The sequence below is a fragment of the Limoniibacter endophyticus genome, assembly GCF_014652835.1.
Taxonomy (GTDB): Bacteria; Pseudomonadota; Alphaproteobacteria; order Rhizobiales; family Rhizobiaceae; genus Limoniibacter; species Limoniibacter endophyticus.
This window is the reverse complement of record NZ_BMZO01000007.1, coordinates 41804-66552: the sequence shown is the minus strand read 5'-3', so window position 1 is coordinate 66552 and position 24749 is coordinate 41804. Positions and strand designations below refer to the sequence as shown.

Sequence of the window (24749 nt, the reverse complement as noted above, 5' to 3'; positions counted from 1 at the left end):
ATGATTTCATTCCCATGGCCTTTCACCTTTGGCGAATGGTTGGCTTTTGGTGCGGGCTGGACGACGGTTCTTTTCGGCCTAGTACTGTTTTTTGCCCCAACCTGGAGCCTGCGTCTCATCGGTGTGCCTGTCGGTCAGGTATTGCCTGCCGCAATGGCCAATTGTCGCGGCTTCTTCGCGGGACCATTTCTGGGATCGGGCCTTTGCAGCGTGCTGCTCGCACAGCCGCTTCTTTATATGGCGCTGGGTTTTGCCTATGCGTTTGCGGTCTTTGGAACGATCATATCTCTGTTATCGGACCGTTCGGCGGGGCTTCGAAGCTTCATTGCCTTAGCGATCGAAGCGATTCTTTGCGCCCTCTTATTCGCCTATTCCTTCGGTTTCGTCGCCTGACTTGTGAAAAGGGTGGATCTTAAATCGATACGAAGCAGGAAAATGTCTTTTAGGGCAAAGAATCGTCGCTAGCCTGTAGACTCCGGCGAGTTGCGACTTTAAAGAGCCTGTGCTAGACGGCTTTCCGTCTTCAGGCTCGGAGGGGAGCCTAAATTCGCCCCTTCAGCAGAATATTCAACCGGCTCAAGCGCTTAGGTCAGGTTTTGCCTTCCTTCGACGTGACAAGCCTGTCAAACACTGGATTGGACGGCCCGTGGCAAAGTCTCACTCGCCCGTTTCGGCAGTTGCAGATCGTTATGCCGCCTCGCTTTTTGCGCTGGCGCAGGAAAACAATTCGGTTGCGGCAGTAGAAGCTGAACTGGGCCGTTTCGAGGCAATGATTGCTTCCAGCGACGATCTCCAGCGCCTCATTGCCAGCCCGGCTTTCACTGCCGAGGATCAGACCAAGGCAATTACCGCTCTCGTGGAAAAGGCTGGCTTCTCCAGCTTTGCAGGCAACTTCCTCAAGGTTGTTGCGCAGAATCGGCGCCTTTTCGCCGTTCCGGGCATTATCGAAGCTTTCCGTCGCATTGCTGCCGAAGCGCGCGGCGAGATATCCGCCGATGTCGTCTCTGCTCATGCGCTCGACGTAGCGCAGGAAGCCGAGCTTAAGGCGGCTCTCAAGACCGCTGCTGGCAAGGACGTGTCGATCGCGGTTTCCGTCGATCCGTCCCTGCTCGGTGGCATAATCGTGAAAATGGGCTCGCGTCAGATAGATACGTCGCTCAAAACCAAACTCAATTCGCTTAAGCTTGCACTGAAAGAGGTCGGCTGATGGACATCCGCGCCGCGGAAATTTCCGCAATTCTGAAAGACCAGATCAAGAATTTTGGCAAAGAGGCTGAAGTCTCCGAAGTCGGCCAGGTTCTTTCCGTTGGTGACGGCATCGCCCGCGTCTACGGTCTCGACAACGTCCAGGCGGGCGAAATGGTCGAGTTCCCGGGTGGGGTGCGTGGCATGGCCCTCAACCTTGAAGCCGACAATGTCGGCGTCGTTATTTTCGGTGCCGACCGCGATATCAAGGAAGGCGATACCGTCAAGCGTACCGGTGCCATCGTGGACGTTCCAGTCGGCCCGGAACTGCTCGGCCGCGTCGTCGACGCACTCGGTAATCCGATTGACGGTAAGGGGCCGATCAACGCGACGCGCCGCGCTCGTGTTGACGTCAAGGCTCCCGGCATCATCCCGCGCAAGTCGGTTCATGAGCCGATGTCGACGGGCCTGAAGGCCATTGATGCTCTGATCCCGGTCGGTCGTGGACAGCGCGAATTGGTCATTGGTGATCGCCAGACCGGTAAGACCGCCATCATTCTGGATACGATCCTCAACCAGAAGGCCATTCACGATAATGGTCCGGACGGCGACAAGCTTTTCTGTGTCTATGTTGCTATTGGCCAGAAGCGCTCGACGGTTGCTCAGTTCGTGAAGGTTCTGGAAGAGCGTGGCGCTCTGCAATATTCGATCATTGTTGCTGCGACAGCATCCGATCCGGCTCCGATGCAGTATCTGGCGCCCTTCGCCGGTTGTGCGATGGGCGAATACTTCCGCGATAATGGCCAACATGCTCTGATCGGTTATGACGATCTGTCCAAGCAGGCTGTTTCCTATCGCCAGATGTCGCTTCTGCTGCGTCGTCCTCCAGGCCGCGAAGCCTACCCAGGCGACGTTTTCTACCTGCATTCCCGTCTTCTCGAACGCGCTGCAAAGCTGTCGGACGAAAATGGTGCCGGTTCGCTGACGGCTCTGCCGGTCATTGAAACGCAGGGTGGCGACGTTTCCGCATTCATTCCGACCAACGTGATCTCGATCACCGATGGCCAGATATTCCTCGAAACCAACCTGTTCTTCCAGGGTATCCGTCCTGCCGTAAACGTCGGCCTGTCGGTTTCACGCGTCGGTTCTGCCGCTCAGGTGAAGGCGATGAAGCAGGTTGCTGGTTCAATCAAGGGCGAACTTGCCCAGTATCGTGAAATGGCTGCGTTTGCGCAGTTCGGTTCGGATCTTGATGCATCGACCCAGCGTCTTCTCAATCGTGGCGCACGTCTGACGGAGCTGCTCAAGCAGCCGCAGTTCTCGCCGCTGAAGACTGAAGAGCAGGTGGTTGTGATTTTTGCCGGCGTCAACGGCTATCTCGACAAATTGGAACTTGCCCAGGTCGGCAAGTTCGAGCAGGGACTGCTCGCTCACATGCGCGGTTCCGGCAAGTCGGTTCTCGATGCGATCCGCAGTGAGAAGGCGTTGAGCGACGATCTGAAGGCGAAGCTCAAGGCTGAAATCGACGCATTCGCGAAGAGCTTCGCTTAACACGAGACTGAGACGGGACAGGGTTGAGGCATGGCTTCACTAAAAGACCTGCGTAACCGCATCGCCTCGGTCAAGGCGACGCAGAAAATCACCAAGGCGATGCAGATGGTCGCCGCGGCGAAGCTGCGCCGTGCGCAGGAGGCTGCCGAAGCTGCACGCCCCTACTCGCAGCGCATGGCCAAGGTGCTCGCAAATATCACGGCTGCCGTCGGTCAGGACTCCGAGGCTCCGCTTCTGCTGACCGGAACGGGGAAATCAGACGTCCATCTTCTGGTAGTCTGCACGGCCGAGCGTGGTCTGTGCGGCGCCTTCAATTCGCAGATTGCACGTCTGGCACGCGACCACGCCCGGCGGCTTCTGGCCGAGGGCAAGACCGTCAAGATTCTGACGGTTGGCAAGAAGGGTGCGGATCTGCTCAAGCGCGATCTGAACAAGCACATTGTGGAGCGCATCGATTTTCGCGGCGTGAAGCGTGTTGGTTTTGAGAACGCCGAAGAAGTAGCAGATCGTGTGTTGGCGATGTTCAACGCTGGCGAGTTTGATGTTGCCACGCTGTTCTATTCGCAGTTCCGGTCGGTTATCGCGCAGATCCCGGTTGCCCAGCAGATGATTCCTGCCGCAGCTCCGGAAGCTGCCGATGAGTCGGAAAGCGCTGCGCTCTATGAGTACGAACCGGACGCCAATGAAATTCTCTCCGATCTCCTGACACGCAATATCAAGGTGCAGATCTTCAGTGCTCTGCTTGAGAATGCCGCGTCGGAGCAGGGTGCTCGCATGTCTGCAATGGACAATGCGACGCGCAATGCAGGCGAGATGATCGGCAAGTTGACGCTGTCCTACAATCGCCAGCGTCAGGCGCAGATCACCACCGAACTGACGGAAATCATTTCCGGTGCCGAAGCGCTTTAAGAAAAGCGCTCGCACCAAAATTGAACTGGGCTTCATCGGCCCCATGAGGACGAACAAAGGGTAAAGAGCATGGCGAAAGCAGCGACCCCGAAAGCAGCCGACCCAGCGGTCGAGGCAGCCCCTGCGGCGGCGAAGCCTGCTACGGCTAAGAGAACTCCTGCAAAGCGCGGTGCGGCAGCTCCGGCTGTTGCAGCGACCGGCGCAGTCGGCAAGATCCGTCAGGTCATCGGCGCCGTCGTCGACGTGGCCTTCGAAGATCATCTGCCGGAAATTCTGAACGCGCTGGAAACGGAGAATAACGGCAACCGCCTCGTTCTCGAAGTTGCCCAGCATCTTGGTGAGAACACCGTGCGCACCATCGCCATGGACTCGACCGAAGGTCTGGTTCGCGGTCAGACGGTTAGAGATACTGGTGCTCCGATCACTGTTCCGGTCGGCCCTGAAACGCTGGGCCGTATCATGAACGTCATCGGTGAGCCCGTCGACGAAGCTGGACCGCTGGTCACGTCGGGTCGCCGCGCCATCCATCAGGAAGCGCCTTCCTACGTCGATCAGTCCACGGAAGCTGAAATCCTGGTTACCGGCATCAAGGTGGTCGACCTGCTGGCTCCTTACGCCAAGGGCGGTAAGATTGGCCTGTTCGGCGGTGCTGGCGTGGGCAAGACCGTTCTTATCATGGAGCTCATCAACAACATCGCGAAGGCGCATGGCGGCTACTCGGTGTTCGCAGGCGTAGGTGAGCGTACCCGTGAAGGTAACGACCTCTATCACGAAATGATTGAGTCAGGCGTCAACAAGCTCGGCGGCGGCGAGGGCTCGAAAGCCGCGCTCGTCTATGGTCAGATGAACGAGCCTCCGGGAGCCCGTGCTCGCGTCGCTCTTACCGGTCTGACCATCGCCGAGCAGTTCCGCGACGAAGGCCAGGACGTTCTGTTCTTCGTGGACAATATCTTCCGCTTCACTCAGGCTGGTTCGGAAGTGTCGGCGCTCCTCGGTCGTATTCCTTCGGCTGTGGGTTATCAGCCGACGCTGGCAACCGACATGGGCGCCATGCAGGAACGTATCACGACCACGACCAAGGGTTCGATCACCTCGGTGCAGGCCATTTACGTTCCTGCCGACGACTTGACCGATCCGGCTCCCGCCACTTCCTTCGCGCATCTTGACGCAACGACGGTTCTCGATCGCTCCATCGCTGAAAAGGGTATCTATCCGGCTGTGGATCCGCTCGGTTCGACCTCGCGCATGCTTGATCCAATGGTTGTCGGCGAAGAGCACTACGAAGTCGCTCGTAAGGTTCAGACGATCCTCCAGCGCTACAAGGCTCTTCAGGACATCATCGCGATCCTTGGCATGGACGAATTGTCGGAAGAAGATAAGCTATCCGTGGCTCGTGCCCGCAAGATCGAGCGCTTCCTGTCGCAGCCGTTCTTCGTGGCAGAGGTCTTCACAGGTTCCCCCGGTAAGCTGGTTGCTCTCGAAGATACCATTAAAGGCTTCAAGGGCCTCTGTAACGGTGACTATGATCATCTGCCGGAAGCAGCTTTCTACATGGTCGGCTCGATTGACGAAGCCATTGAGAAGGCCAAGAAGCTCGCTGCCGAAGCAGCCTGATTTTAAGCAGCGGTCGTCCATTTGCGGCGACCGCGTCCTTCTTTCCTGTAGGTGAGGCCACATGGCTGAACAATTCAAGTTCGAACTCGTATCGCCAGCCAAGATCCTGTTCTCGGACTCTGCCGTGTCGGTGGTTCTGCCGGGTTCGGAAGGTGAAATGACGGTCATGGGAAACCATTCGCCGCTCATTTCCACGCTCAAGCCGGGTGTCATTACGGTCAGTACGGCCAATGGTGCAACGGATCGGTTCGTCGTTTACGGCGGTGTTGCGGATATCAAGCCGGACGTCTGCACAGTGCTGGCCGAAGCAGCGGTTCATCGCGATCAGATCGACATGGAAGATATCGCCAAGCGCGTTGAAGATGCACGTAAGGCGGTTGCCAGCGCCGAGAGCGATCAGCATCGTTTCGATGCAGAGGCACTCTTAGCGAACCTTTCGCATCTTGAGCACACGCTCAAGAACTGATTTTCAGTTCGCGATTTTATTTTTTGAAAAGCGGTCAGGAAACTGGCCGCTTTTTTTATTGCTTCAGGCATGATTCGCAATGCGAATAACGACTTAATCCAATGTCTTCACCGTGGATGAATTTTCGACATGTTCTGGTCGCTTCTCTAATGAATCCAACGGGATGAAACTTTCGAAATTACCTGATTCGCCAAATCCATCCACGCCCTGGCTGGCTGCGCGATACTTCTCGTGCGTCAGGGATAGGTGAGCTCCCGAACACCGAGGCGCTGAGACAGCGGGCGGAAACCGCCGTTTGGCCTGGCAAGCCGGACGGAGGGCCGAACGAGAGAAGATTTACGACCTTCTCTCCTCTTCGGGTTCTTCCAGACACCGTCAGGGCATGTGGAAGCATGCGAAATTGAATGAAATGCAAGGGGCCACATGCCCTGATCCCATTTCATTTCCCATCAACCGTGCGGCACGCGCCGTGGCGGATTTCTCTGTTGAACTAAAGTCGGCACTGACAAAATCGAAATCATTCAGTAACCGGAAGCGCAGCAATCTTGCCCTGCGACTTTACGTTTTGAACTAATCTTGTAAAAGCTCGGATACGAAAGACGGGTGCTGCCAGCTGAAAGTACTGAGCTGGTCGATAATATCACGCCGGAAAGGCTGCGAACGCAGCTCTATCGAGGGAAAGCAGGCGGATGGAACTTCCCGTCGCGTTGATCGCATTGCTGAACAGCGTGGGCTTGGTCGCACTTGTAGCGATGGCCTATGGCAGCGTGATCCGGATAACTGGCAAGCCGATCCACACCGGCATTCTCACCGGGCTGCTTTTTGGAGCAGCCGGCGTCATTTCGATGATCGATCCCTTTGTCCTCGATCCCGGCATTATGATTGATGGACGAAATCTCGCCGTCGCATTGTCGGGTTTATTCGGAGGTGGTCTCTCTGTCGTCTGTACCCTTGTCCTCGTCATCGGCTATCGCTTGTTGGAAGGAGGTGTCGGTATCGCTTCCGGCGTGCCGAGTGCCATTCTTTCCGGTGTTGCCGGCTACTATTGTATGCGCAGCGCGGCGGTGCGCCCCTATCAGCCACGTACACTGGTGAAGCTCGCCGCACTGGTTTCATGTTCGACGGCAACAGTATTCCTGCTGCCGTGGGAGTTCGCCGTTCGCATTGTCAGTGAGTTCGGCTTCTTCTTCACGTTGTTGAACTTCGTCGTCATCCTTTTTGCGGGGCAGTTTTTATCCCGTGAGGAAGCGCGTCTGAAATTGGAGGTTCGCCTTACAGAGGAGGCGGCTACAGATCCGCTGACACGGCTCGCCAACCGCCGTACGTTCGATCTCAAGGCGCCGCTTCTTGCACGCAATGCAAGCGTTACTGATCGACCCTATTCGGTCCTGCTGATCGACATTGATCATTTCAAGCGTATCAACGATACCTGGGGGCATCCGGCCGGCGACGACATTCTCCGCCAGATCGCAGATCTGATTTCGGAGCAAGTTCGTGAGGGTGATCTTGTCTCACGCTACGGTGGAGAGGAGATCGCTCTCATCTTGCCGCAACTGGGGGCGGAGGAAGCGCAACAAGTCGCTGAACGCATACGCGCCAGCGTAGACACAAAGCAGTTTCGTGCCGGCGTTCAGCTCATTCCCGTCACCGTGAGCATCGGCGTAGCGGTTTCCTCTCGACCACCCAGACCTTTCCCGATTGTGTTCAAGGCAGCGGACGAGGCGCTTTATCTGGCTAAGCACAATGGCCGCAATCGCATTGAGCTTGCCGGGGGCAGGCCGCTGCTAAAAAACGCAGCAGAGTGATCAGCCGCGCGTGAAACGTTCGAATTCCGCCGCAACCGTTCTATAGATCGGTTGCTTGAACGGCACGACGAGCTCCACCATTTCCGTCAGCGGCTTCCAAGCCCATTGATCGAATTCGGCAGTATGGCCGCCTGGAGGCGGATTGATGGCGATTTCGCTGTCGTCGCCCTCGAAGCGAAAGGCGAACCATTTCTGCCTCTGACCGCGGAACCTGCCCTTTAGCGCTATACCGATCAAATGCGCCGGCAGATCGTAAGTCAGCCAGTCGCTGGTCGACCCGAGCAGCCTCACTGAGCTGATACCCGTTTCCTCATAGAGCTCACGGAACGCAGCCGGCTCCGGGTCCTCACCCTTGTCGATGCCACCTTGTGGCATCTGCCAGAGTCGGTCCGTGCCGAGCGACTCACTGTCCGGTTCCATCAATCGATGGCCCGCCCAGACGAGACCTTGCTTGTTGAACACGGTGACGCCCACGCAGGGGCGATATGGCAGGGATTGAGGATCGACGAGCTTCTTTGACATGAGACTGCTTTACCGACTTTGTGGATCGTTTGCGAGCGCAGAGACTGGAACCAGTTCAATACCACGCCTTTGTGCTTCCTGTACGAAGCTGGCAACGGTTTCCACCGTTACGTCGTAGGCAGAGCCTATGCCAATGGCGCTTCCCGTAGCGCGGGCGGTGCGCTCAAGCTCATCCAGCCGAGCAAGAATCGTTGCGCGTTCCGTTATTGCGTCTATGGTAACAGAAGCAGTGGCTGTCGGGGTCATGAATTGGGAGCCCAGAGCGCTGGCGAGACTGCGTGCGGAGGTGCCGTCATCGACATAGAGGAGGCCGCGCGCGCTCAATTCGCGCATTACTGGCTGCATGGCTGTCTCATCGGCGGTGAAATGAGCGCCCATATAGCCGATTACACCGACATAATTCGTGGTCTTGGCGAGCACCCGGTGCAACTTCTCAATATTCTCTGCTTCGCTATCAGTGGCAAGCAGCGTGTCCGGTCCCGGGTTGACGCGTGGGTAGTCGAAGGGCTCCATGGGTAATTGCATCAGCACCTCGTGTCCCTTTTGTCGTCCGGATTGCATCCAGCGGCTGATGCTGTTGCCGTTTGGTGCGAAGGCGAGGGTGACGCCAGCCGGGAGCCTTTCGATTGCTCTCATCGTGCCCGTTTGTGAGAGGGAAAGGCCGCCGATTATTAGCGCCATCTTTGCTCCCCGCGAGCCGGACCAGGCACCTGCATAGACATTGAATGGACGACGCCCGTCTTCGGCGCGTTTTGGGAGGGGGCCGACGGCGCTTTTTTCAATCAGATCCTGGTCCGGCAAATGCGCGACACGTGCGTCCTGTTTAACGTCGGATGGGTCGCGAATTACCACGAAGTTACCCGAAGATGTAGCGCCCGGGGAGAGTGGGCTAATGCCGGTTATCGGGGGAACATTGATAATCTTCGGCCCAGGTGTCGCAACAGAGGGCAAATGACGTTCGGACGGCAGGAATTCCGTCACTGGTTCGCTCATTGCGACCGTGCCCGGAACGTCGATATTCATATCGACATAAGGCTTAGGCTGGAGGGCGATGATGCCGGCCCCGATGAAAAGACAGATGCCGATACACGCGGCAACGACGTCGACAAGCGGAAAGTGACGTTTCTCGGCGCGGCGGTCATAACCGAGGCCAAGCGGCCGATCAATATCACTGGCTGAATTCTTGTCGAGCATGTTTGCCGTCATCGCAACTAAGCGTCTCCCTTGCCCCACGACGGGCACGCGCTTCATTGCTTCCTTCTTGATCGATCCGCAGGACCAATGGTCTAACCATTCGATTGCGCAGATGAAATGAGTTGGCGCACCGAAAAACACGTGCCCACTTAACGCAGATCAAGCTTGTGCGACGATTACTTGCGAAAGAAAAAAGCTGCCGGAGCATTCAGCGCCGGCAGCTTCAAGACGAAGCCTACTGTTTCAGTTCTGCTCGGTCCGGCTGGGGTGGGAAGGCCGGGTTGGTTTTCTCTCCCCGCAGCAGAGCAAGTGCCTCGTTGATCTGGACGTCGTCCTTTGGCTCCTGCGGGACATAGGCCGACGAACCCGAACCCTCTGTGCTTTCTTCGGCGCCGACGATGTGACCCCGCAAAGCGGATTCGCCGCGCGTCACGTTCATGTCTTTGAATTCGTCCGGCAGAGGCTGTTCGATGACGATGTCGGGTGTGATTCCTCGGCCCTGGATCGACTTGCCGGCCGGGGTGTAATAGAGCGCGGTCGTCAAACGCAAAGCGCCATTTTCGCCAAGTGGAATAATAGTCTGAACGGAACCCTTGCCGAAGGAGCGCGTGCCAAGAACGGCGGCGCGCTTGTGATCCTGCAATGCGCCCGCAACGATTTCCGAGGCACTGGCCGAGCCCCCATTGACGAGTACGATCAGCGGCTTGCCATCCGCCAGATCGCCCGCCTGACTATCGAAGCGCGATATGTTCTTGGCGTCCCGGCCGCGTGTCGAGACGATTTCGCCACGATCAAGGAAAGCGTCCGAAACGGAAACTGCCTGATCAAGCAACCCGCCAGGGTTGAGGCGCAGATCGAGAATATAACCTTTCAGCTGGTCAGCCGGAACTTCCTTTTTGATGGCGTCGATTGCCGCCTTTAGGTCGTCGGAAGTCTTTTCTGTGAAGGAGCTGACGCGCATGTAGCCGACATCATTTTCAACCCGGTATTTGACCGCCTTGACCTTGATGATATCGCGCACGACTGTAACATTAATCGGCTTGTCAACACCTTCGCGCATAATGGTCAGTTCGATCGGGGTGTTGACCGGCCCACGCATTTTGTCGACGGCGTCCTGCAGGGTCAGTCCGCGCACTTCCTGGCCATCGATCGACGTAATATAATCGCCAGCCATCACGCCTGCCTTTGCTGCGGGCGTATCGTCCATCGGTGTAATGACCTTGACCAGTTCCTTGTCCATCGTCACTTCGATGCCGAGACCGCCGAACTCGCCGCGCGTTTGAACGCGCATGTCCTGGGCGGCTTCCGCATTGAGGAAGGAAGAGTGCGGGTCGAGCGAGGTCAACATGCCATTGATAGCACTCTCGACCAGCTTCTTGTCATCGGGAACGTCCACATATTGGGCGCGCACGCGCTCGAAGACATCGCCGAAAATGGCGAGCTGACGATAGGTGTCGGCCGCATTTGAATTTGCGGCATTGGCTTGAAAACCCAGCGGCGTAGTATTGACGACGGCCACAGCCGTCGCGCCCACCAGGGCACCCGCAAAAACAAGCGACAGCTTACGAACCATTCTTCGTCCTTCCCGAAACGTTCGATGACCACCAGGGCGCAGGATTGATGGTACCACCATCCTTGCGAAATTCTACATAAAGCCGACCGGCTGCGACACTGTCGAATTCCGACGATGCGCTTGCAACCTGTAAATTTGCCATTGCACCAATCGGTTCCCCAGCCAGAACCGCCTGGCCCGGCGTAACATTAACACGATCCATCCCGGCAAGCACGATATGATACCCGTCGCCCGCATCCAGGATCAAGAGCTGACCATAGGAACGAAACGGACCAGCATACAGAATATCGCCATTAGCCGGGGACGTTACGATTGCACCGGATTGTGTCGCAAGCGTGTCGCCTTGAGATGGCTGACCGAGATCGTCGCTTTGCCCGAAGCGGGTAACCAAACGACCGGAAACGGGCAGCGGGATGTTACCTTTTTGACGTGAAAAAGGAATATCGATCGATAGACGGTTTGCCTCCGGAACGGGCAAGGCTGCGAGCGTTTCGCGGCGCTTCTGACGCTCTTCCTCTGCGCGTAATTCCTTCTCCTTGGCGCTGCGTGCATCGAGAATTTGCGTATCGAGCGCAGCGATCAATTCTTTGAGAGTCACCGCACGTTCGGCCATCTCGGCAGCGCGCAGCTGCTCGGCCTCGAGCGTCTCCTGATTTTGCGCCTGGAGCGCGTTTTTTTCCTCGATCAGCATGGTGAGCCTCTGTTGTTCGGCCACCTGCTCCTCAATGGTCTTGCCGAGCCGTTCCTTCTCTTCCTCAATGCTTGCCCGCACCTTTCCGAGATCAGCAAGATCCGTCATCAGGATGCGCGTTTCGGCCCGCATTTCAGGGACTACGGCGCCCAGCAAAATAGCGCTACGCACGGAGGAAAGCGCATCGTCCGGCGTGACGAGAAGGGCGGGCGGCGGATTGAGTCCCATGCGCTGCAACGCACCGAGCACTTCTGCCAGTACTTCGCGGCGCGATTCCAGTGAAAGGGAGATCGCTTCTTCCTGGTCTGCCAGACCGGTCAGGCGTTCGCCGATTTCATCAACATCGGCGGAGAGCTTCTTTTCGGTCTTTGCCGCCTGGATCATGGCGGCTGTCAGTGACGCGTGGTCTTTCTTGATGCCGTCGATCTCGCCGCGCAGCTTCTCGAGCTTTCCATGCGAGGAGGCAAGATCGCGCGCTACCTGTTCGAATTGAGTGCGCGTTTCGGCTTGCCGCTCCTCATAGGCCCGGATTGTGTCCGGTGCCGGAACTTCATCCTCGGCATGGGCCGGAAACGACGCATAGCCAGCCGTCAGGCAAAAGCCCGCTGCAAGCAGAATGCGTTTGTATCCGAACTTCATCGACTAAGCTTCCCCGAGCCGTTCTTGCATCGCATGACAGCCGATTTCGGCAAATTGATGCAGATTTTGGTTTGAGACTATCTCTATTTCCTTAAGGTTTCATCAACCATGAGAGATGTGCATAGGGAGGTCCCTACGCCCGATGATAGGGGTGACCGGAGAGGATAGTGGCGGCGCGATAAAGCTGCTCTGCCGCCATGACACGGACGAGCTGATGCGGCCAGGTCATGGCGCCGAATGAAAGCGCGAGGCGCGCGGCATCCTTCAGGGCGCGGTCGTGCCCATCCGGGCCTCCGATCGCCAGGACAAGGTGGTTTTCGCCCGCATCGCGCCATTTTCCGAGCTGTTCGGCGAACTCGATGGATCCTATGCTCTTGCCCGTCTCGTCCAGAAGAATGAGCAGAGCGCCGTCAGCCAAAGCGGCTTCGAGCTTCTTTGCTTCTTCTTTCTTGCGTTCCGGTGCCGTACGGGCACGACTTTCCACCTGCTCAGAGACGCCCGTGAAATCCAGCCCGAGGGAAGGTCCAGCTTTTGAAAACAAGGAGAGATAGCGCTCGGCAAGCTCGCGCTCCGGGCCGGCCTTCATACGGCCGACGACATGCAGGGTGATTTTCATGAGGTATGTTCTATACCACCGGTTCGAAGGACGGAATTAGTTTTGTGCCTTTGGCGCACACATCCGAACTCCTGCGCCGCCAGACTTGCAATCCAGGCGGCGCGAACGATGCCGTCGCGACGGGGGAGCCATCGGACTCCCGGCGTCCTAGTGACGCGTGTTTTCCAGGTCCGGAGCCTGCCACATCTTTTCGATATTATAGAATTCGCGGACCTCCGGGCGGAAAATGTGCACGATCAGATCGCCGGTATCAACCAGTACCCAATCGGCGCTTTGCAGCCCTTCGACACGCAGCGAGACCTCGCGCCCGTCTTCCTTCGCCTGTTCCTTAATCGCCTGAATCAGATGATCCGCGATGGCAGCGACGTGACGGTGCGAACGACCCGACGCGATGACCAGATGGTCACCCAGGCTCGATTTGCCGCGAATGTCGATGGAGACAATGTTTTCAGCCTTGGAATCGTCCAGGCTATCAACGACGGTTTTGAGAGCAAGCAGCGGATCATAGGCGGTGCTTGCTGGTGAAGGAGCGGTTTCGTCCTTCTGTCGGAATGCGGTTCTCAGCGTACTTCCTTTCGGTTTGAGAGCATCCTGCCCGTCTTCATTTTGACGGATGCATAAAGATTGGCTCATGAATGTAGTATTTTCAAGACAGAGGGCCGATCACATCTTGTCACCAAGGAGATCGTGATAGGCTAAAGGTCTCTTCCTGGTTTGGCTGCCTCACGCAGTGCCGTCGAGGAAAGCGAGGAACGTGGTCCATGGATGAAGGTCCAGCGCGGCGGCGAAAGCCTCGCCAGGCGGGGCGCATCATCCTCATCGATGCGGGCATAGTCGAAAGTCTTGGCCATCTGCGACGAGAGATAAGAGAGCGTCGATCCCGGCCGGTCGACGACCGCGATCGGGAATGTTCGGGCAATTTCCTGCCAGCGCTCCCAGCGGTGGAAACTTTTCAGATTGTCCGCGCCCATGATCCAGACGAAGTGGACACCCGGATTACGAGTGCGAATAGTCTTGAGTACGTCAGCAGTATAGCGCAGCCCCAGAGCCGCTTCGAAACCCGTGACCTTGATACGCCGGTCTGAAGCGACGTGGCGACATTGCGCGATCCGCTCTGCCAATGGCCTAAGCTCGGTGCGGCTTTTCAAGGGATTACCGGGCGTCACCATCCACCAGAGCTGGGATAGCCCAAGTCGCATCAAGGCGATTTCGCCGACTAACGCATGACCTTCATGCACGGGGTTGAATGAGCCGCCAAAGAGACCCACCGCCATGCCCTTTTCCACGTGCGGCATACGCAGATCCTCATGATGAAGACCTTGCAACAAAGGATCTGTCGGGGCGAAGCGATGCGTCAAGGTCTGGTTTGTCCCGTCCCGCGAACGCGGTAGTTGAAGGAGGTCAGCTGTTCGACTCCGACCGGCCCGCGCGCATGCATCTTACCCGTCGCAATACCAATTTCGCCGCCGAAGCCAAACTCGCCGCCATCGGCAAACTGCGTCGAGGCATTGTGCAAGAGAATAGCGGAATCGACCTCGTTGAAGAAGCGCTCCACGACCTTTTCATCCTCGGCAATCACCGCTTCCGTGTGATGCGATGACCATTGCGCGATATGGTCGATCGCGCCGCCTATACCTTCCACCAGCTTCACAGAGATGATCGCATCGAGATATTCGCTGGCCCAATCCGCCTCACTGGCGGGTTTGACCAACGGATGAAACGCCAATACTTCGCTGCTGCCTCGAATTTCGCATCCTGCATGACTGAGCGTTTCTAGCACCGGTATGAGATGTGTTCCGGCCGCCTGGCGATCAACAAGCAGTGTTTCGACCGCGCCGCAAATGCCGGTACGGCGCATCTTGGCGTTCAAGGTCACGGCCTTTGCCATGCCAAGATGGGCAGAGGCATCGATATAGATGTGGCAAAGACCTTCAAGATGCGCAAACACTGGCACGCGCGCTTCCGTTTGCACCCGTGCGACCAGGCTCCTTCCGCCACGGGGGACGATTACGTCGATGGCTCCACCGAGGCCGGAGAGCATTTCGCCCACCGCCGCACGATCATTGACGGGCACTAGCTGGATCGCATGAGCGGGCAGGCCAGCCTTCATCAATCCTTTGACTATAGCAGCGTGAATCGCATCGCTCGAATGACGCGAATCCGAGCCGCAGCGCAAGATCGAGGCATTGCCGGATTTCAAGCAAAGCGCGCCCGCATCCGCAGTCACATTCGGGCGGCTTTCGAAGATAACACCGATGACGCCAAGCGGCGTGCGAACGCGCTCTATAGAAAGCCCGTTTGGACGCGTCCATTGCGAAATAATGGTGCCGACCGGATCGTCGAGCGTCGCAATCGCGCGCACGCTCTCGGCCATGGCCGTTACGCGCTTCTCATCGAGCTTCAACCGGTCGAGCGAAGCAGCGCTCAGACCAGTCTCCGAACCGCGCGCCATGTCGCGTGCGTTTGCAGCGAGAATGATGGCACTGTCGGCGACCAGTATGTCGGCAATCGCAATCAAGGCATCGTTCTTTTGCGCAGTCGGAGCGAGCGCTAGAATTCGGGCAGCCTGTTTCGCCCGACCACCGATGCCGGCCATCAGAGCTGCGACGGTTTGCGTTTCAGACGTGACCAGCATCGCTTTCCTCCCGCTCCTCATTTCCATCCACCAACCGCACTACCAAGTCGTCGCGGTGGATCATCGCTGCACGTGCATGATAGCCAAGCGTTGCCTCGATTTCGGCGCTCTTCAATCCGGCGATCCTGTGTGCATCCGCGCTGTCATAAGCGACGAGTCCTCGGGCAACCTCCAGCCCGCGCGGGCCAATAACGGCAACTGTATCACCGCGTGAAAACGCACCCTCTACATCCTTCACGCCTGCCGGAAGAAGTGACTTACCCGAACGTAGCGCGACAAGCGCGCCTTCGTCGATAATCAACCTGCCTGCTGGTGAAAGATGGCCGGAAATCCAGCTTTTATAGGCATTGACCGGACTCTTGCTCGCAAGAAACAGGCTCTTGCGCTCGCCCGCATCAATGGCTGCCAGCGGATTCATGCGATCGCCGCGCGTAATGATCATGGCGCTTCCGGCAGCTGTCGCAATCTTGCCTGCATCGATCTTCGTGCGCATGCCGCCCCGCGACAGTTCAGAGGCCGCGCCGCCCGCCATCGCTTCGATCTGCGGCGTAATGCGTTCGATGACCGGCAAATGTCTGGCAGTGGGATCGAGGGCAGGCGGGGCCGTATATAACCCGTCAATGTCGGAAAGAAGCACCAGCATGTCGGCACCCATCATGGTGGCAACGCGGGCAGCCAGTCGGTCATTGTCTCCATAGCGGATTTCGCTGGTGGCAACGGTATCATTCTCATTGATGATCGGCACGGCGCCGAGCCGCAGAAGCGTTGAGATCGTCTCACGGGCGTTGAGATAGCGACGGCGCTCTTCCGTATCAGAAAGTGTCAACAGGACCTGGCCCGATTTGATGTCCTGCTCGGCAAGCGCCTGCGACCAGGCGCTTGCCAGAGCGATCTGGCCCACGGCTGCGGCTGCCTGACTTTCTTCGAGCTTCAATGGGCCCGCAGGCAGCCCGAGCACGGTGCGTCCGAGCGCGACGGCGCCTGAAGAAACTACGAGCACGTCAGCGCCAGCCTCGCGCAATTGACGAAGATCGCGCACCACGGCTGCCAGCCACTCGGCGCGAAGCCCCGTCTTGCGGTCGACCAGAAGGGCGGAGCCAATCTTAACGGTGATGCGCTTGTAGCTCGACAGGGCACGCATCGATTTTTAGATCCCTGACCAGCGATCGTCTTCGACGGGCGGCGCTTCCTTCTCGCGCGCTTCACCAATCACCTTCATCAGTTCACGCAATACAGCTTCGACGCCTTCCTGTGTGGCGGCCGAAACGAGGAAGGGGCGGGTTCCCGAAGCTCGGGCCAGCGTCTTGAGTTTTTCGAGCCGCTCGTCCTCGTCAAGAAGGTCGATCTGCGACAATGCCACCAGCTCGATCTTTTCCTCCAGACCTTCGCCATAGGCTTCAAGCTCGCCGCGCACCACGCGGTAGCTTTCCGCGACATCCTCTTCACGGGCGGAAACGAGATGCAGCAGCACACGCGTGCGCTCAACATGGCCGAGGAAGCGGTCGCCGATGCCGACACCCTCATGTGCGCCCTCGATGAGCCCTGGAATATCTGCGATGACGAACTCGCGTGCATCAACCCGCGCAACGCCGAGGTTGGGATGCAGTGTCGTGAATGGATAATCGGCGATTTTCGGCTTTGCAGCTGTCACCGAGGCAAGAAAGGTTGACTTGCCAGCGTTGGGGAGGCCAACAAGGCCCGCATCGGCGATCAGCTTCAGGCGCAGCCAGATAGTGCGTTCCTCACCGGGCAGCCCGGGATTGGCACGGCGCGGTGCCTGATTGGTAGAGGTCTTGAAATGCTGGTTGCCGAAGCCGCCATTGCCACCCTTGGCAAGGCGAAAACGCTGGCCGATCTCGGTCAGATCACAGATCAGCGTCTCGTTGTCTTCCTCGAAGATCTGCGTGCCTACAGGAACTTTCAGCACGACGTCGGTACCACCGGCTCCCGTACGATTGCGACCCATGCCGTGCACGCCCGTCTTGGCCCGGAAATGTTGCTGATAGCGATAGTCGATAAGCGTGTTCAGGCCGTCTACCGCTTCAGCCCATACATCGCCGCCGCGTCCGCCATCGCCGCCGTCCGGCCCGCCGAACTCGATGAACTTCTCGCGGCGGAAGGAGACGGAGCCCGCGCCACCATCACCTGATTTTATATAGACTTTTGCCTGATCGAGAAATTTCATCGTTTCAACTACTCTGCCGGTCTTTCGCCGTGTCAATTATCTGCCGACTTGCTCTAAAGCATCTTGCGGCAAACTGAAAATCATTTCGAGTCGTTGCGGGAGCAAAGCCGTCCCGCAAACGAATTATCATGTCGCCACAAAGTCGAGCCAGTGCTCTCGCGTAAGCTGGAACTTATCGACCGCTACACGCCCCGCCATGGTCGAGTACACTTCACCTTCGCCCCTATAAACGAAGCCGCACTTTTCCAAAACGCGGCGCGAGGCCGGGTTGATCGTGCGCGCCGTTGCTTCCAGGACGTCGAGCGTCGTCGTACGGAAGGCAAGCTCGGTCAGCGCCTGGGCGGCTTCCGAGGCGAAGCCGAAACCCCAGTAGAGCTGGCCGATCCAGTAGCCCAGTTCCAGTCCTCCACTCTTCGACGGGATGAGGGAGGCAGTGCCGATAAAGGCGCCCGTGTCGGCAAGTGTCACGGCATAAGTAATGCCCGCTCTGCGTTCGGCTTTCGCAGCCTGGATGAAAGCACGCGCTTCCGTTTCGCCGTAGGGATGCGGCATGCGGGAGAGCATCTTCGCGACTTCCGCATTATTGGCATAGACGATCAGTTCCGGCAGGTCCTCGTCATGGGGTGGACGCAGCACGAGCCGCTCCGTGACCAGGACAGGACAGTCGATGACCAGCGACGTTTCGAGGTCGGGGACGTTCCTTGCAATCATGGCATTCACCTCGCAGGCATGAAAAAAGGGAGACGGAAACCCCATCTCCCTTTTTGATCCTGCTTGGTTTTCCAACGCCGGTCCTCGGAAGAGGGGTGCCGGAGTTGGTGATCGCGGATCCGGCTTATTCCGCTGCCTCGGCCATCGGGAGGACCGAAACGAAAGTGCGACCATTGGCTTTTTTCGCAAAGGCCACATTGCCCTCAACGACTGCAAACAGGGTATGGTCCTTGCCCATGCCGACGTTTGCGCCCGGATGCCATTTGGTTCCGCGTTGACGAATGATAATGTTGCCCGGAATGACTTTTTCGCCACCGAACTTCTTTACGCCAAGGCGCTTGGATTCTGAATCGCGACCGTTACGCGACGAGCCGCCAGCTTTTTTGTGTGCCATTGCTGTTCTCCTTCGGCATTGGCTCGAAAATCCATTTCGGTAACCAATGCGTCAATACGTTAGATGGCGCAACCTCCGGCAAGCCTGTTCTGCTCGCCCAGCTGCGCTACGCTCAATTACTCGCCTGCTTCCGCAGCAGCTGCCTCAGCCTTAGGAGCCTTTTTTGCAGCGGCCTTTTTCGAAGGCTTTGCGCCGTCGAGCAGGATTTCGGTAATGCGCAGCGTGGTGAGCAGCGCACGGTTGCCGCGCTTGCGGCGGGAATTCTGGCGGCGACGCTTCTTGAAAGCGATGACCTTTTCGCCGCGGCTCTGCTCTACGATTTCGGCAGCGACAGTCGCGCCGGAAACGAAAGGCAGACCCAGCGATATCTTTTCGCCTTCGCCTGCGGCAAGAACTTCGCCAAGCTGGACGACATCGCCCACTTCACCAGCAATACGGTCGATCTTCAGGACATCGTCGGCGACAACGCGATACTGCTTGCCGCCCGCTTTGATGACTGCGAACATTTTTGAACCTTTCACGTTCGGTCCGGCTCTTGAAGTATGCGCTCCAGGCCGTCTTTTTATCAGTCGTTACGAGCTTCGTCTCTATGGTCGCATTCGCGAACGAAAAGACATCTCCGGCGAGAATAAACCAGCCAGAACAAACCAGCGCATACAGGAAGCTTTCCACGGAGTCAAACAAAAGCACCTGTATTTGGCGTTTTGGCGGTGGGGCCGGGCTTCGTTGTACGCGCCGGTGCTGGTCTGGCTTCTTGGGCTTGCCGTCAAGTTCAGATAAGAGGCATGGCTGGCTTCCAGAGCAAGGCATGAACATGTGCGCGCCGCTTTGGCCATTTTCAAAGCCAGCAGATGAAGAGTACGAGAGCTTTCTTGCGGTTCCGGAAACATACACGCCGGTGGCTGAATCGATCATGCCTCACAAACAGCCGGCACAAAACAAGCCGGCTTGTTGAATTGGGACTTGCGCCGCATTGCGCTCTTCGCTAAGAGACCCGCCGAGCGCGTTCCACGCGTCACCCTGCGGAGAGGTGGCAGAGCGGTTGAATGCACCGCACTCGAAATGCGGCATGGGGGCAACTCCATCGGGGGTTCGAATCCCCCCCTCTCCGCCAGTTTACTCGCCTCCCGCCGTCTTATCTTGTGGGCGTCTGACCTCCATTTGCATCCTCTAAAGCCGCTCCAGCGTTTTGTCTGTGATTCGCTATATGAGAGCGTTCTGCCCGTGAAGCCGCGCCTGAACACTTGTAACTGTATCGCGATGATCCGCGTCGACATGATCGGCAGCCGCGACACCTGCGGCTTGGCCTGTCGCGAAAGCAGTACCCATCACCCTGATCGAACCATAGGCGTTTGGGTCGGCACCGATAACGCGGCCGCCATACCAGAGATTGTCGAGATCCTTGGCGCGAATGGCATCATAGGGAATATGGCAATAGCCAATTCCGCCAATCGACGTGTAACTCGGCTTGCCAGCCTCCCCGTGCAATTCGATCGGCCAGGCGGCGCGTGCAATGCCGTCGTCCCGCAATCGCCCTGATACAATATCCTCTCCGGCCATCTCGTAGCGCGCCGCGGGATGACGCGTCTCGCGCACACCGATTTGTGGACCAGTGGCAACGAGATAGGCGCGCTCGAAGCCGGATATCTCGCGCCTCAGCATCGCGACATAGTCGTGGGCTCGGACACGCGCCTCCATTTCCGCAGATGTAAAACTCTCCGAGGTCAGATCCGGCAAATCCACATCGACCGTCATCCACAGCATATCATGAGATAGCGGCAGGCGGATGATGATGCCGCCGTCCGTTCTCTGGATAGGATGCGCGCCCTTCTCGTTATAGCGCTCAATGGCAGTCTTCAAAGCGGCCCGATCAATGTTCAGTTCGGGAGAGATACCTCCGACGCGGATCGGCATGGTGAGCGCCTGAAGCTTGCCCTCGCAGTCTCCTGTGCGGAAAGGCACGCCTGCAAGCATGGCCAAGTTGGCATCACCGGACGCATCAACGAAGGCTTCGGCCACCACGCGCGTGCGCCCACCCATGCCGGCAAGGGTCACGGCTTCCAATCGGTTCGCAGTGCGTGCTACGGACGCGATACGCGTGTGTAGCTTCACGTCCACGCCATAACGGCAAACGAGATTGTCGAGAGCAAACTTAAGGATTTCGCCATCGAGCAGAACGATCCAATTGCCCGTCGTTTCGGAGCGGAACGGTTCGCCGTCAAGGCCGTGACGGCGCAACTCATCGATCACCTCCATACCTATCCCCTCAACGGCCTTTATGGGGCGACTGCCCTGCTGATAAAGACCGCAATAGGCGTAGACTTGCGAGGTTGTCGCTGCTCCACCTAGGAAGCCGTACTTCTCGACGAGGCAGACTTTAGCCCCGGTTTTGGCCGCTCCAATGGCTGCTGCAACGCCTGCCGCTCCGCCACCGCATACGACGACATCGTAATCGGCTTCAACTCTCTTGGTCATGTCCGGTTCGTCACGTGCGCCAGTTGAGAAAATATTGCTCCGCCCGACCGATCAGCCAGCCGACTGTGAGCCCGAGCACCGAAAGCATCGCAACGCCCGCAATGAGCTGGTCGGTCGCGAAAATCGCGCCGGCCGTCAGTATGTAGGCACCAATGCCATATTGTGCGCCGATCATTTCCGCAGCGACGAGCAGGACGATCGCGATGGAGGCAGAGATACGGAAACCCGACAAAATCGCCGGCAGTGCGCCGGGAATGATGATCTTGCGAACGATGGAGAGCCACGACAATCCGAAAGACTGCCCCATGCGGATGAGATTGCGATCGACATTGTCGACGCCGCCATAGGTAGCGATAACCATGGGAAAAAAAGTTCCGAAAAGGATCGTGGCGACTTTTGAGCCTTCGCCGATGCCGAACCATACGATGAAGAGCGGCAAGAGGGCGATCTTGGGAATCGGGAACAGCGCCGAAACGATGGGCGAGATACCGGCGCGGGCCACGGAGAAAAGGCCGATGGCGAGACCGGCAGCCACGCCCAGCAGCGAGCCGAAGAACCATCCGACGGAGAGCCTATAGAGGCTAGCCTGAAGATGTGTCCATATTTGCCCGGTTTGCACCAGGTCCTTGAAAGCGCCGAACACCTCGCTCGGGGCGGGCAGCGCAATAGGACTGATGATGCCGCTCTGCGAACCGAGTTCCCAAAGGCCGATCAGGATGATGAAGATGAGCGGACCCACATATCCGAACTTCTTCGTACGGAATCCCCCACCGCGAAAGGGAACTGGTCGGGCATCGCGCCTCGCGGCGTGTTTTCCGTCGGTGCTCGTGTCGGGGGTCGCGTTCATGGCATCAAGCGACATCGGAAAGCTCCATGTCGGCGGCGCGCGCTTCGTCGCGCATCAGGTTCCAGAGATGGCGCTGCGTTTCTTCGAGTTCTGCCAGGCGGTTCGCGCGCTCGCCAAGCGGCATATCGATCTCCACCACCTGCCGGATGCGTCCTGGACGGCGTGACAGCACAATGATCTTGTGGCCGAGGCGTACCGCCTCGGCAAGGTTATGCGTGACGTAGCAGGCGGAGAACCGTTCGCGCGCCCATAGTTCGACGAGATCGTCGAGGAGAAGCTCGCGAGTCTGGCTGTCGAGCGCCGACAGCGGCTCATCCATGAGCATGACAGCGGGATTGACGGAAAGCGCCCGAGCAATCGCGACACGCTGTTTCATTCCGCCAGAGAGTTGGCGCGGTAGCGCGGTGCGGAAGTCGAGAAGCTTCGTGCGGCGAAGAACGTCCTCGATGATCGCCTCGGCCTTTCGGCCTCGGATCCCGTGATCCTCAAGGACAAGACTTACATTGCCCTCGACGGTCCGCCACGGCAGAAGGGCGAAATCCTGAAATATATAGGTGAGCGGATTGAGTGAACCGGCAGGCGGTTCCCCGGCGATCAGGACCTGCCCCGATGTCGGCCGTTCCAGGCCACCGATGAACCGGAGCAGCGTCGATTTTCCGCAACCGGACGGGCCAATGATGCAGACGATCTCGCCGCTCTTCAGCTCGAAGCTCACATTCTCCAGCACGTCCGTCTGGTCGTAGCGATGGGTGATATCGTTGATCACAATATCCATCATTGCCTCCGCGTTTGTGGCAGCGCCGGCTCCGAGCAGAAGCCTGAGGCCGGCCGCCTGAAATCAGTAGGTTTCGACGAAGCTCGAATCGACAAGCTTCTCCATGGAGGCGCTCTGCGGTACGAGGTTTTCGGACTTGAACCATTCGAGCTGGTCCTCGATGCTCGCTAGATTAAGTTTTGCGCCCTGGTTGATGCGCATTGCTCCAGCACGTATCGCCGGATCGGCATCGGCCAGCGGGCGGTCGCTGTAAACCCGCTTATGGATCATCGCCACCAACTCGGCAGTTTCCTCTTCCGGCATGGTCTTGTCGACTAAGGCCGCATTATAATCCGCTACGCCTTTTGAAAACGCCGAAATGAAGCTTTCAACCAGGGGGCGGTTATTTGCAGCAAGGTCGCTCGACGTGAAGAGCGTCGTGACCTGATAGCTGTCGATATAATCGCCGATACGGCCGACCTCAAACACGTCGCCGCTGGCGATGAGGCCATCGGCGATGTTGGGTTGGATTGACCACGCGTCGATCTGGCCCGAACGCAGAGACGCGATCACTGCCGATACGCTGTTGAGGGGCACTAGTTGCATGGATGAACGGTCAAAGCCCTCGCCGTCGGCAATCTTGTGCGCCATATAGTGGAAGGACGAACCCGCTGTGGTAATGCCGAAGCGCTTGCCTTCGAGGTCGGCTGGTGTCGTGGCGCCGTCCTCGTGGACCGCTTTCGATACGAGAATCTTGTGACCCTCGATACCTTCTTCCTCGGCCATTGCCCCTCCGATGATCTTGACTGCACCGCGCTCCGCAAGGCTTACCAAACCAGCCGTCATAGCCGTCAAGCCGAAGTCAACATCGCCGGATGCGATCGCGACAGCCATCGGCTGCGCCGCTTGGAAAGGCACGAACTCGACGTCCAGACCGGCCTCTTTGTAATAGCCCTTACCCTCGGCGATGATCGATGGCGAATGCGATGTCAGTGACAGGATGCCGATCTTCACCGGCTCTGCGCTGGTAGCGCTCGTTGCCATGAGCATTGTCGTTGCGGCCAGGAGACCGAAGGTTCTACGTGTCATCGAAAGCATGAATTTCCTCCCTGAGACGGTGCTTTCACTCGGATGGCCGTGATGGCCGGATGCTCAGCGCCCGAGAGCGCCGAGAATATGATGCGACAGGGCATGGCGCGCCGCCGCGGCGTCGCGGGCTATGGCAGCGTCGACTACCTCGCGAAGGTCGGACTTTTCTACGTCGAGATCGACCCGCCCCTCAATTAGCTCGACATAGCGGAACCGCCTGCTCTGGATATAGAGGCGGGCCTGAAAATCAATCAGTCGCGGTGAGCGGCAGGCCGAGACAAGCGCAGCGTGAAAATGGCGTCCGGCTTCGTCCCACTCAATAGCCAGCCCGGTTCGATCCGAAGCGGTTTTTTCGCATAGGCGCGAATATGTGTGGAAGGCTGCGAGAACCGCGCCTTCCCATGCCAGATCGCCATGCTTGACCGACCAACCGAGTCCGAGCGTTTCGATTTCGGCACGCAATCGCACTATATCCTCAAGGTCAGACCGGGTAGCCGAGGCGACGCGAAAGCCCCGCTGGACACTGGCCTCAACGAGACCTTCGTTGACCAGTTGAGTCAACGCCTCCCGAAACGAATGCGCCGATCCGCCATAGCGCTGGCGCAACTCATCGATCTTGAGCTTCGCGTCGGGCTCGAGACGGCCCGTCGAGATATCGCGGCGGACTTGCTCAGCAAGCACCCGAACGACCGTTCCAGAATCGGAGCTTTTCCTCCCGAACACGCATTCTCCTCCAACGCGCGAGAAAATATTCAATATTTCGCCTGTTATGGATTATGCGTGGTGCCGTCAAGCGACGGGTCGCAGGAGGCGGTGGAGATGCGGGCGCCAAGAACTGAACTAGTGGGATGAGCGGCAGATATTCCGGGCGTATCGGCTGCTACAGGTGGTGTT

The 24749-nt window shown here is 58.0% G+C and carries 25 protein-coding genes and 1 tRNA gene; 8 read left to right on the top strand and 18 right to left on the bottom strand.

What is annotated here, in order from left to right; genetic code table 11:
* The 7 genes from IE151_RS11105 (at window position 1) to IE151_RS11075 (ending at window position 7530) form a co-directional block, all read left to right on the top strand.
* Complete coding sequence (locus IE151_RS11105; RefSeq protein ID WP_189490112.1) at window positions 1–393, top strand: AGROH133_08824 family phage infection protein; 393 nt, start codon at window positions 1–3, stop codon at window positions 391–393.
* Between the two features lie 253 nt (window positions 394–646).
* Window positions 647–1207, top strand: coding sequence for a F0F1 ATP synthase subunit delta (locus IE151_RS11100; RefSeq protein ID WP_189490109.1), 561 nt, complete (start codon window positions 647–649; stop codon window positions 1205–1207).
* A complete protein-coding gene (gene atpA / locus IE151_RS11095; protein WP_189490107.1) occupies window positions 1207–2736 on the top strand; it encodes a F0F1 ATP synthase subunit alpha in 1530 nt (509 codons plus the stop codon). The genes IE151_RS11100 and atpA overlap by 1 nt, the downstream gene beginning before the upstream one ends.
* 30 nt (window positions 2737–2766) lie before the next feature.
* Window positions 2767–3645: a F0F1 ATP synthase subunit gamma gene (locus tag IE151_RS11090; protein ID WP_189490105.1), complete on the top strand. Its 879-nt coding sequence runs from the start codon at window positions 2767–2769 to the stop codon at window positions 3643–3645.
* 69 nt (window positions 3646–3714) lie between these two features.
* Window positions 3715–5259: a F0F1 ATP synthase subunit beta gene (gene atpD, locus IE151_RS11085; RefSeq protein WP_189490104.1), complete on the top strand. Its 1545-nt coding sequence runs from the start codon at window positions 3715–3717 to the stop codon at window positions 5257–5259.
* Between the two features lie 61 nt (window positions 5260–5320).
* Window positions 5321–5725: a F0F1 ATP synthase subunit epsilon gene (locus tag IE151_RS11080; RefSeq protein ID WP_189490101.1), complete on the top strand. Its 405-nt coding sequence runs from the start codon at window positions 5321–5323 to the stop codon at window positions 5723–5725.
* Between the two features lie 689 nt (window positions 5726–6414).
* Window positions 6415–7530: a diguanylate cyclase gene (locus IE151_RS11075; protein ID WP_189490099.1), complete on the top strand. Its 1116-nt coding sequence runs from the start codon at window positions 6415–6417 to the stop codon at window positions 7528–7530.
* On the opposite strand, the gene IE151_RS11070 is transcribed toward IE151_RS11075, so the two are convergent.
* The 13 genes from IE151_RS11070 to rplU all read right to left on the bottom strand — a co-directional run bounded on the left by IE151_RS11070 (window position 7531) and on the right by rplU (window position 19196).
* Window positions 7531–8052, bottom strand: a complete 522-nt coding sequence (locus IE151_RS11070) for an RNA pyrophosphohydrolase (RefSeq protein ID WP_189490097.1) — start codon at window positions 8050–8052, stop codon at window positions 7531–7533.
* A gap of 9 nt (window positions 8053–8061) precedes the next feature.
* A complete protein-coding gene (locus IE151_RS11065; RefSeq protein ID WP_244636716.1) occupies window positions 8062–9303 on the bottom strand; it encodes a divergent polysaccharide deacetylase family protein in 1242 nt (413 codons plus the stop codon).
* A 178-nt stretch (window positions 9304–9481) separates the two neighbouring features.
* Entirely contained in the window at window positions 9482–10819 is a 1338-nt protein-coding gene (locus tag IE151_RS11060) for a S41 family peptidase (protein ID WP_189490095.1), read from the bottom strand.
* Window positions 10809–12149 (bottom strand): murein hydrolase activator EnvC family protein, encoded by a 1341-nt coding sequence (locus IE151_RS11055; protein WP_189490093.1) that lies wholly within the window; start codon window positions 12147–12149, stop codon window positions 10809–10811. Before IE151_RS11055 ends, IE151_RS11060 begins: the two co-directional genes overlap by 11 nt.
* A 133-nt stretch (window positions 12150–12282) precedes the next feature.
* Window positions 12283–12765, bottom strand: a complete 483-nt coding sequence (gene rlmH / locus IE151_RS11050) for a 23S rRNA (pseudouridine(1915)-N(3))-methyltransferase RlmH (protein WP_189490091.1) — start codon at window positions 12763–12765, stop codon at window positions 12283–12285.
* A gap of 147 nt (window positions 12766–12912) precedes the next feature.
* The gene (gene rsfS, locus IE151_RS11045) at window positions 12913–13398 is read right to left on the bottom strand and encodes a ribosome silencing factor (RefSeq protein ID WP_189490089.1); all 486 of its coding nucleotides are present in this window, start codon (window positions 13396–13398) and stop codon (window positions 12913–12915) included.
* Window positions 13399–13460: 62 nt separating this feature from the next.
* A complete protein-coding gene (locus IE151_RS11040; protein WP_189490086.1) occupies window positions 13461–14060 on the bottom strand; it encodes a nicotinate-nucleotide adenylyltransferase in 600 nt (199 codons plus the stop codon).
* A 59-nt stretch (window positions 14061–14119) separates the two neighbouring features.
* Complete coding sequence (locus tag IE151_RS11035) at window positions 14120–15400, bottom strand: glutamate-5-semialdehyde dehydrogenase (RefSeq protein WP_189490084.1); 1281 nt, start codon at window positions 15398–15400, stop codon at window positions 14120–14122.
* Entirely contained in the window at window positions 15384–16541 is a 1158-nt protein-coding gene (gene proB, locus IE151_RS11030) for a glutamate 5-kinase (RefSeq protein ID WP_189490082.1), read from the bottom strand. Before proB ends, IE151_RS11035 begins: the two co-directional genes overlap by 17 nt.
* A gap of 6 nt (window positions 16542–16547) precedes the next feature.
* Complete coding sequence (gene obgE / locus IE151_RS11025) at window positions 16548–17585, bottom strand: GTPase ObgE (protein WP_189490080.1); 1038 nt, start codon at window positions 17583–17585, stop codon at window positions 16548–16550.
* Between the two features lie 126 nt (window positions 17586–17711).
* Entirely contained in the window at window positions 17712–18296 is a 585-nt protein-coding gene (locus IE151_RS11020; RefSeq protein ID WP_189490078.1) for a GNAT family N-acetyltransferase, read from the bottom strand.
* A gap of 124 nt (window positions 18297–18420) precedes the next feature.
* Window positions 18421–18690 (bottom strand): 50S ribosomal protein L27, encoded by a 270-nt coding sequence (rpmA, locus tag IE151_RS11015; protein WP_189490076.1) that lies wholly within the window; start codon window positions 18688–18690, stop codon window positions 18421–18423.
* A 116-nt stretch (window positions 18691–18806) separates the two neighbouring features.
* Window positions 18807–19196, bottom strand: coding sequence for a 50S ribosomal protein L21 (gene rplU / locus IE151_RS11010; protein ID WP_189490074.1), 390 nt, complete (start codon window positions 19194–19196; stop codon window positions 18807–18809).
* A gap of 518 nt (window positions 19197–19714) precedes the next feature.
* On the opposite strand from rplU, the gene IE151_RS11005 reads away from it, so the two are divergent.
* Window positions 19715–19804, top strand: a tRNA-Ser gene (locus IE151_RS11005).
* An 89-nt stretch (window positions 19805–19893) separates the two neighbouring features.
* Here IE151_RS11005 and IE151_RS11000 read toward each other — a convergent pair.
* The 5 genes from IE151_RS11000 to IE151_RS10980 all read right to left on the bottom strand — a co-directional run bounded on the left by IE151_RS11000 (window position 19894) and on the right by IE151_RS10980 (window position 24578).
* Window positions 19894–21165: an FAD-dependent oxidoreductase gene (locus tag IE151_RS11000; protein ID WP_189490072.1), complete on the bottom strand. Its 1272-nt coding sequence runs from the start codon at window positions 21163–21165 to the stop codon at window positions 19894–19896.
* A 10-nt stretch (window positions 21166–21175) separates the two neighbouring features.
* The gene (locus IE151_RS10995; protein ID WP_189490457.1) at window positions 21176–22012 is read right to left on the bottom strand and encodes an ABC transporter permease; all 837 of its coding nucleotides are present in this window, start codon (window positions 22010–22012) and stop codon (window positions 21176–21178) included.
* Window positions 22013–22016: 4 nt separating this feature from the next.
* Window positions 22017–22787 (bottom strand): ABC transporter ATP-binding protein, encoded by a 771-nt coding sequence (locus IE151_RS10990; RefSeq protein ID WP_189490455.1) that lies wholly within the window; start codon window positions 22785–22787, stop codon window positions 22017–22019.
* 63 nt (window positions 22788–22850) lie between these two features.
* A complete protein-coding gene (locus tag IE151_RS10985) occupies window positions 22851–23864 on the bottom strand; it encodes an ABC transporter substrate-binding protein (RefSeq protein ID WP_189490070.1) in 1014 nt (337 codons plus the stop codon).
* A 54-nt stretch (window positions 23865–23918) separates the two neighbouring features.
* Complete coding sequence (locus IE151_RS10980) at window positions 23919–24578, bottom strand: GntR family transcriptional regulator (RefSeq protein WP_189490068.1); 660 nt, start codon at window positions 24576–24578, stop codon at window positions 23919–23921.
* Window positions 24579–24749 lie beyond the last annotated feature (171 nt).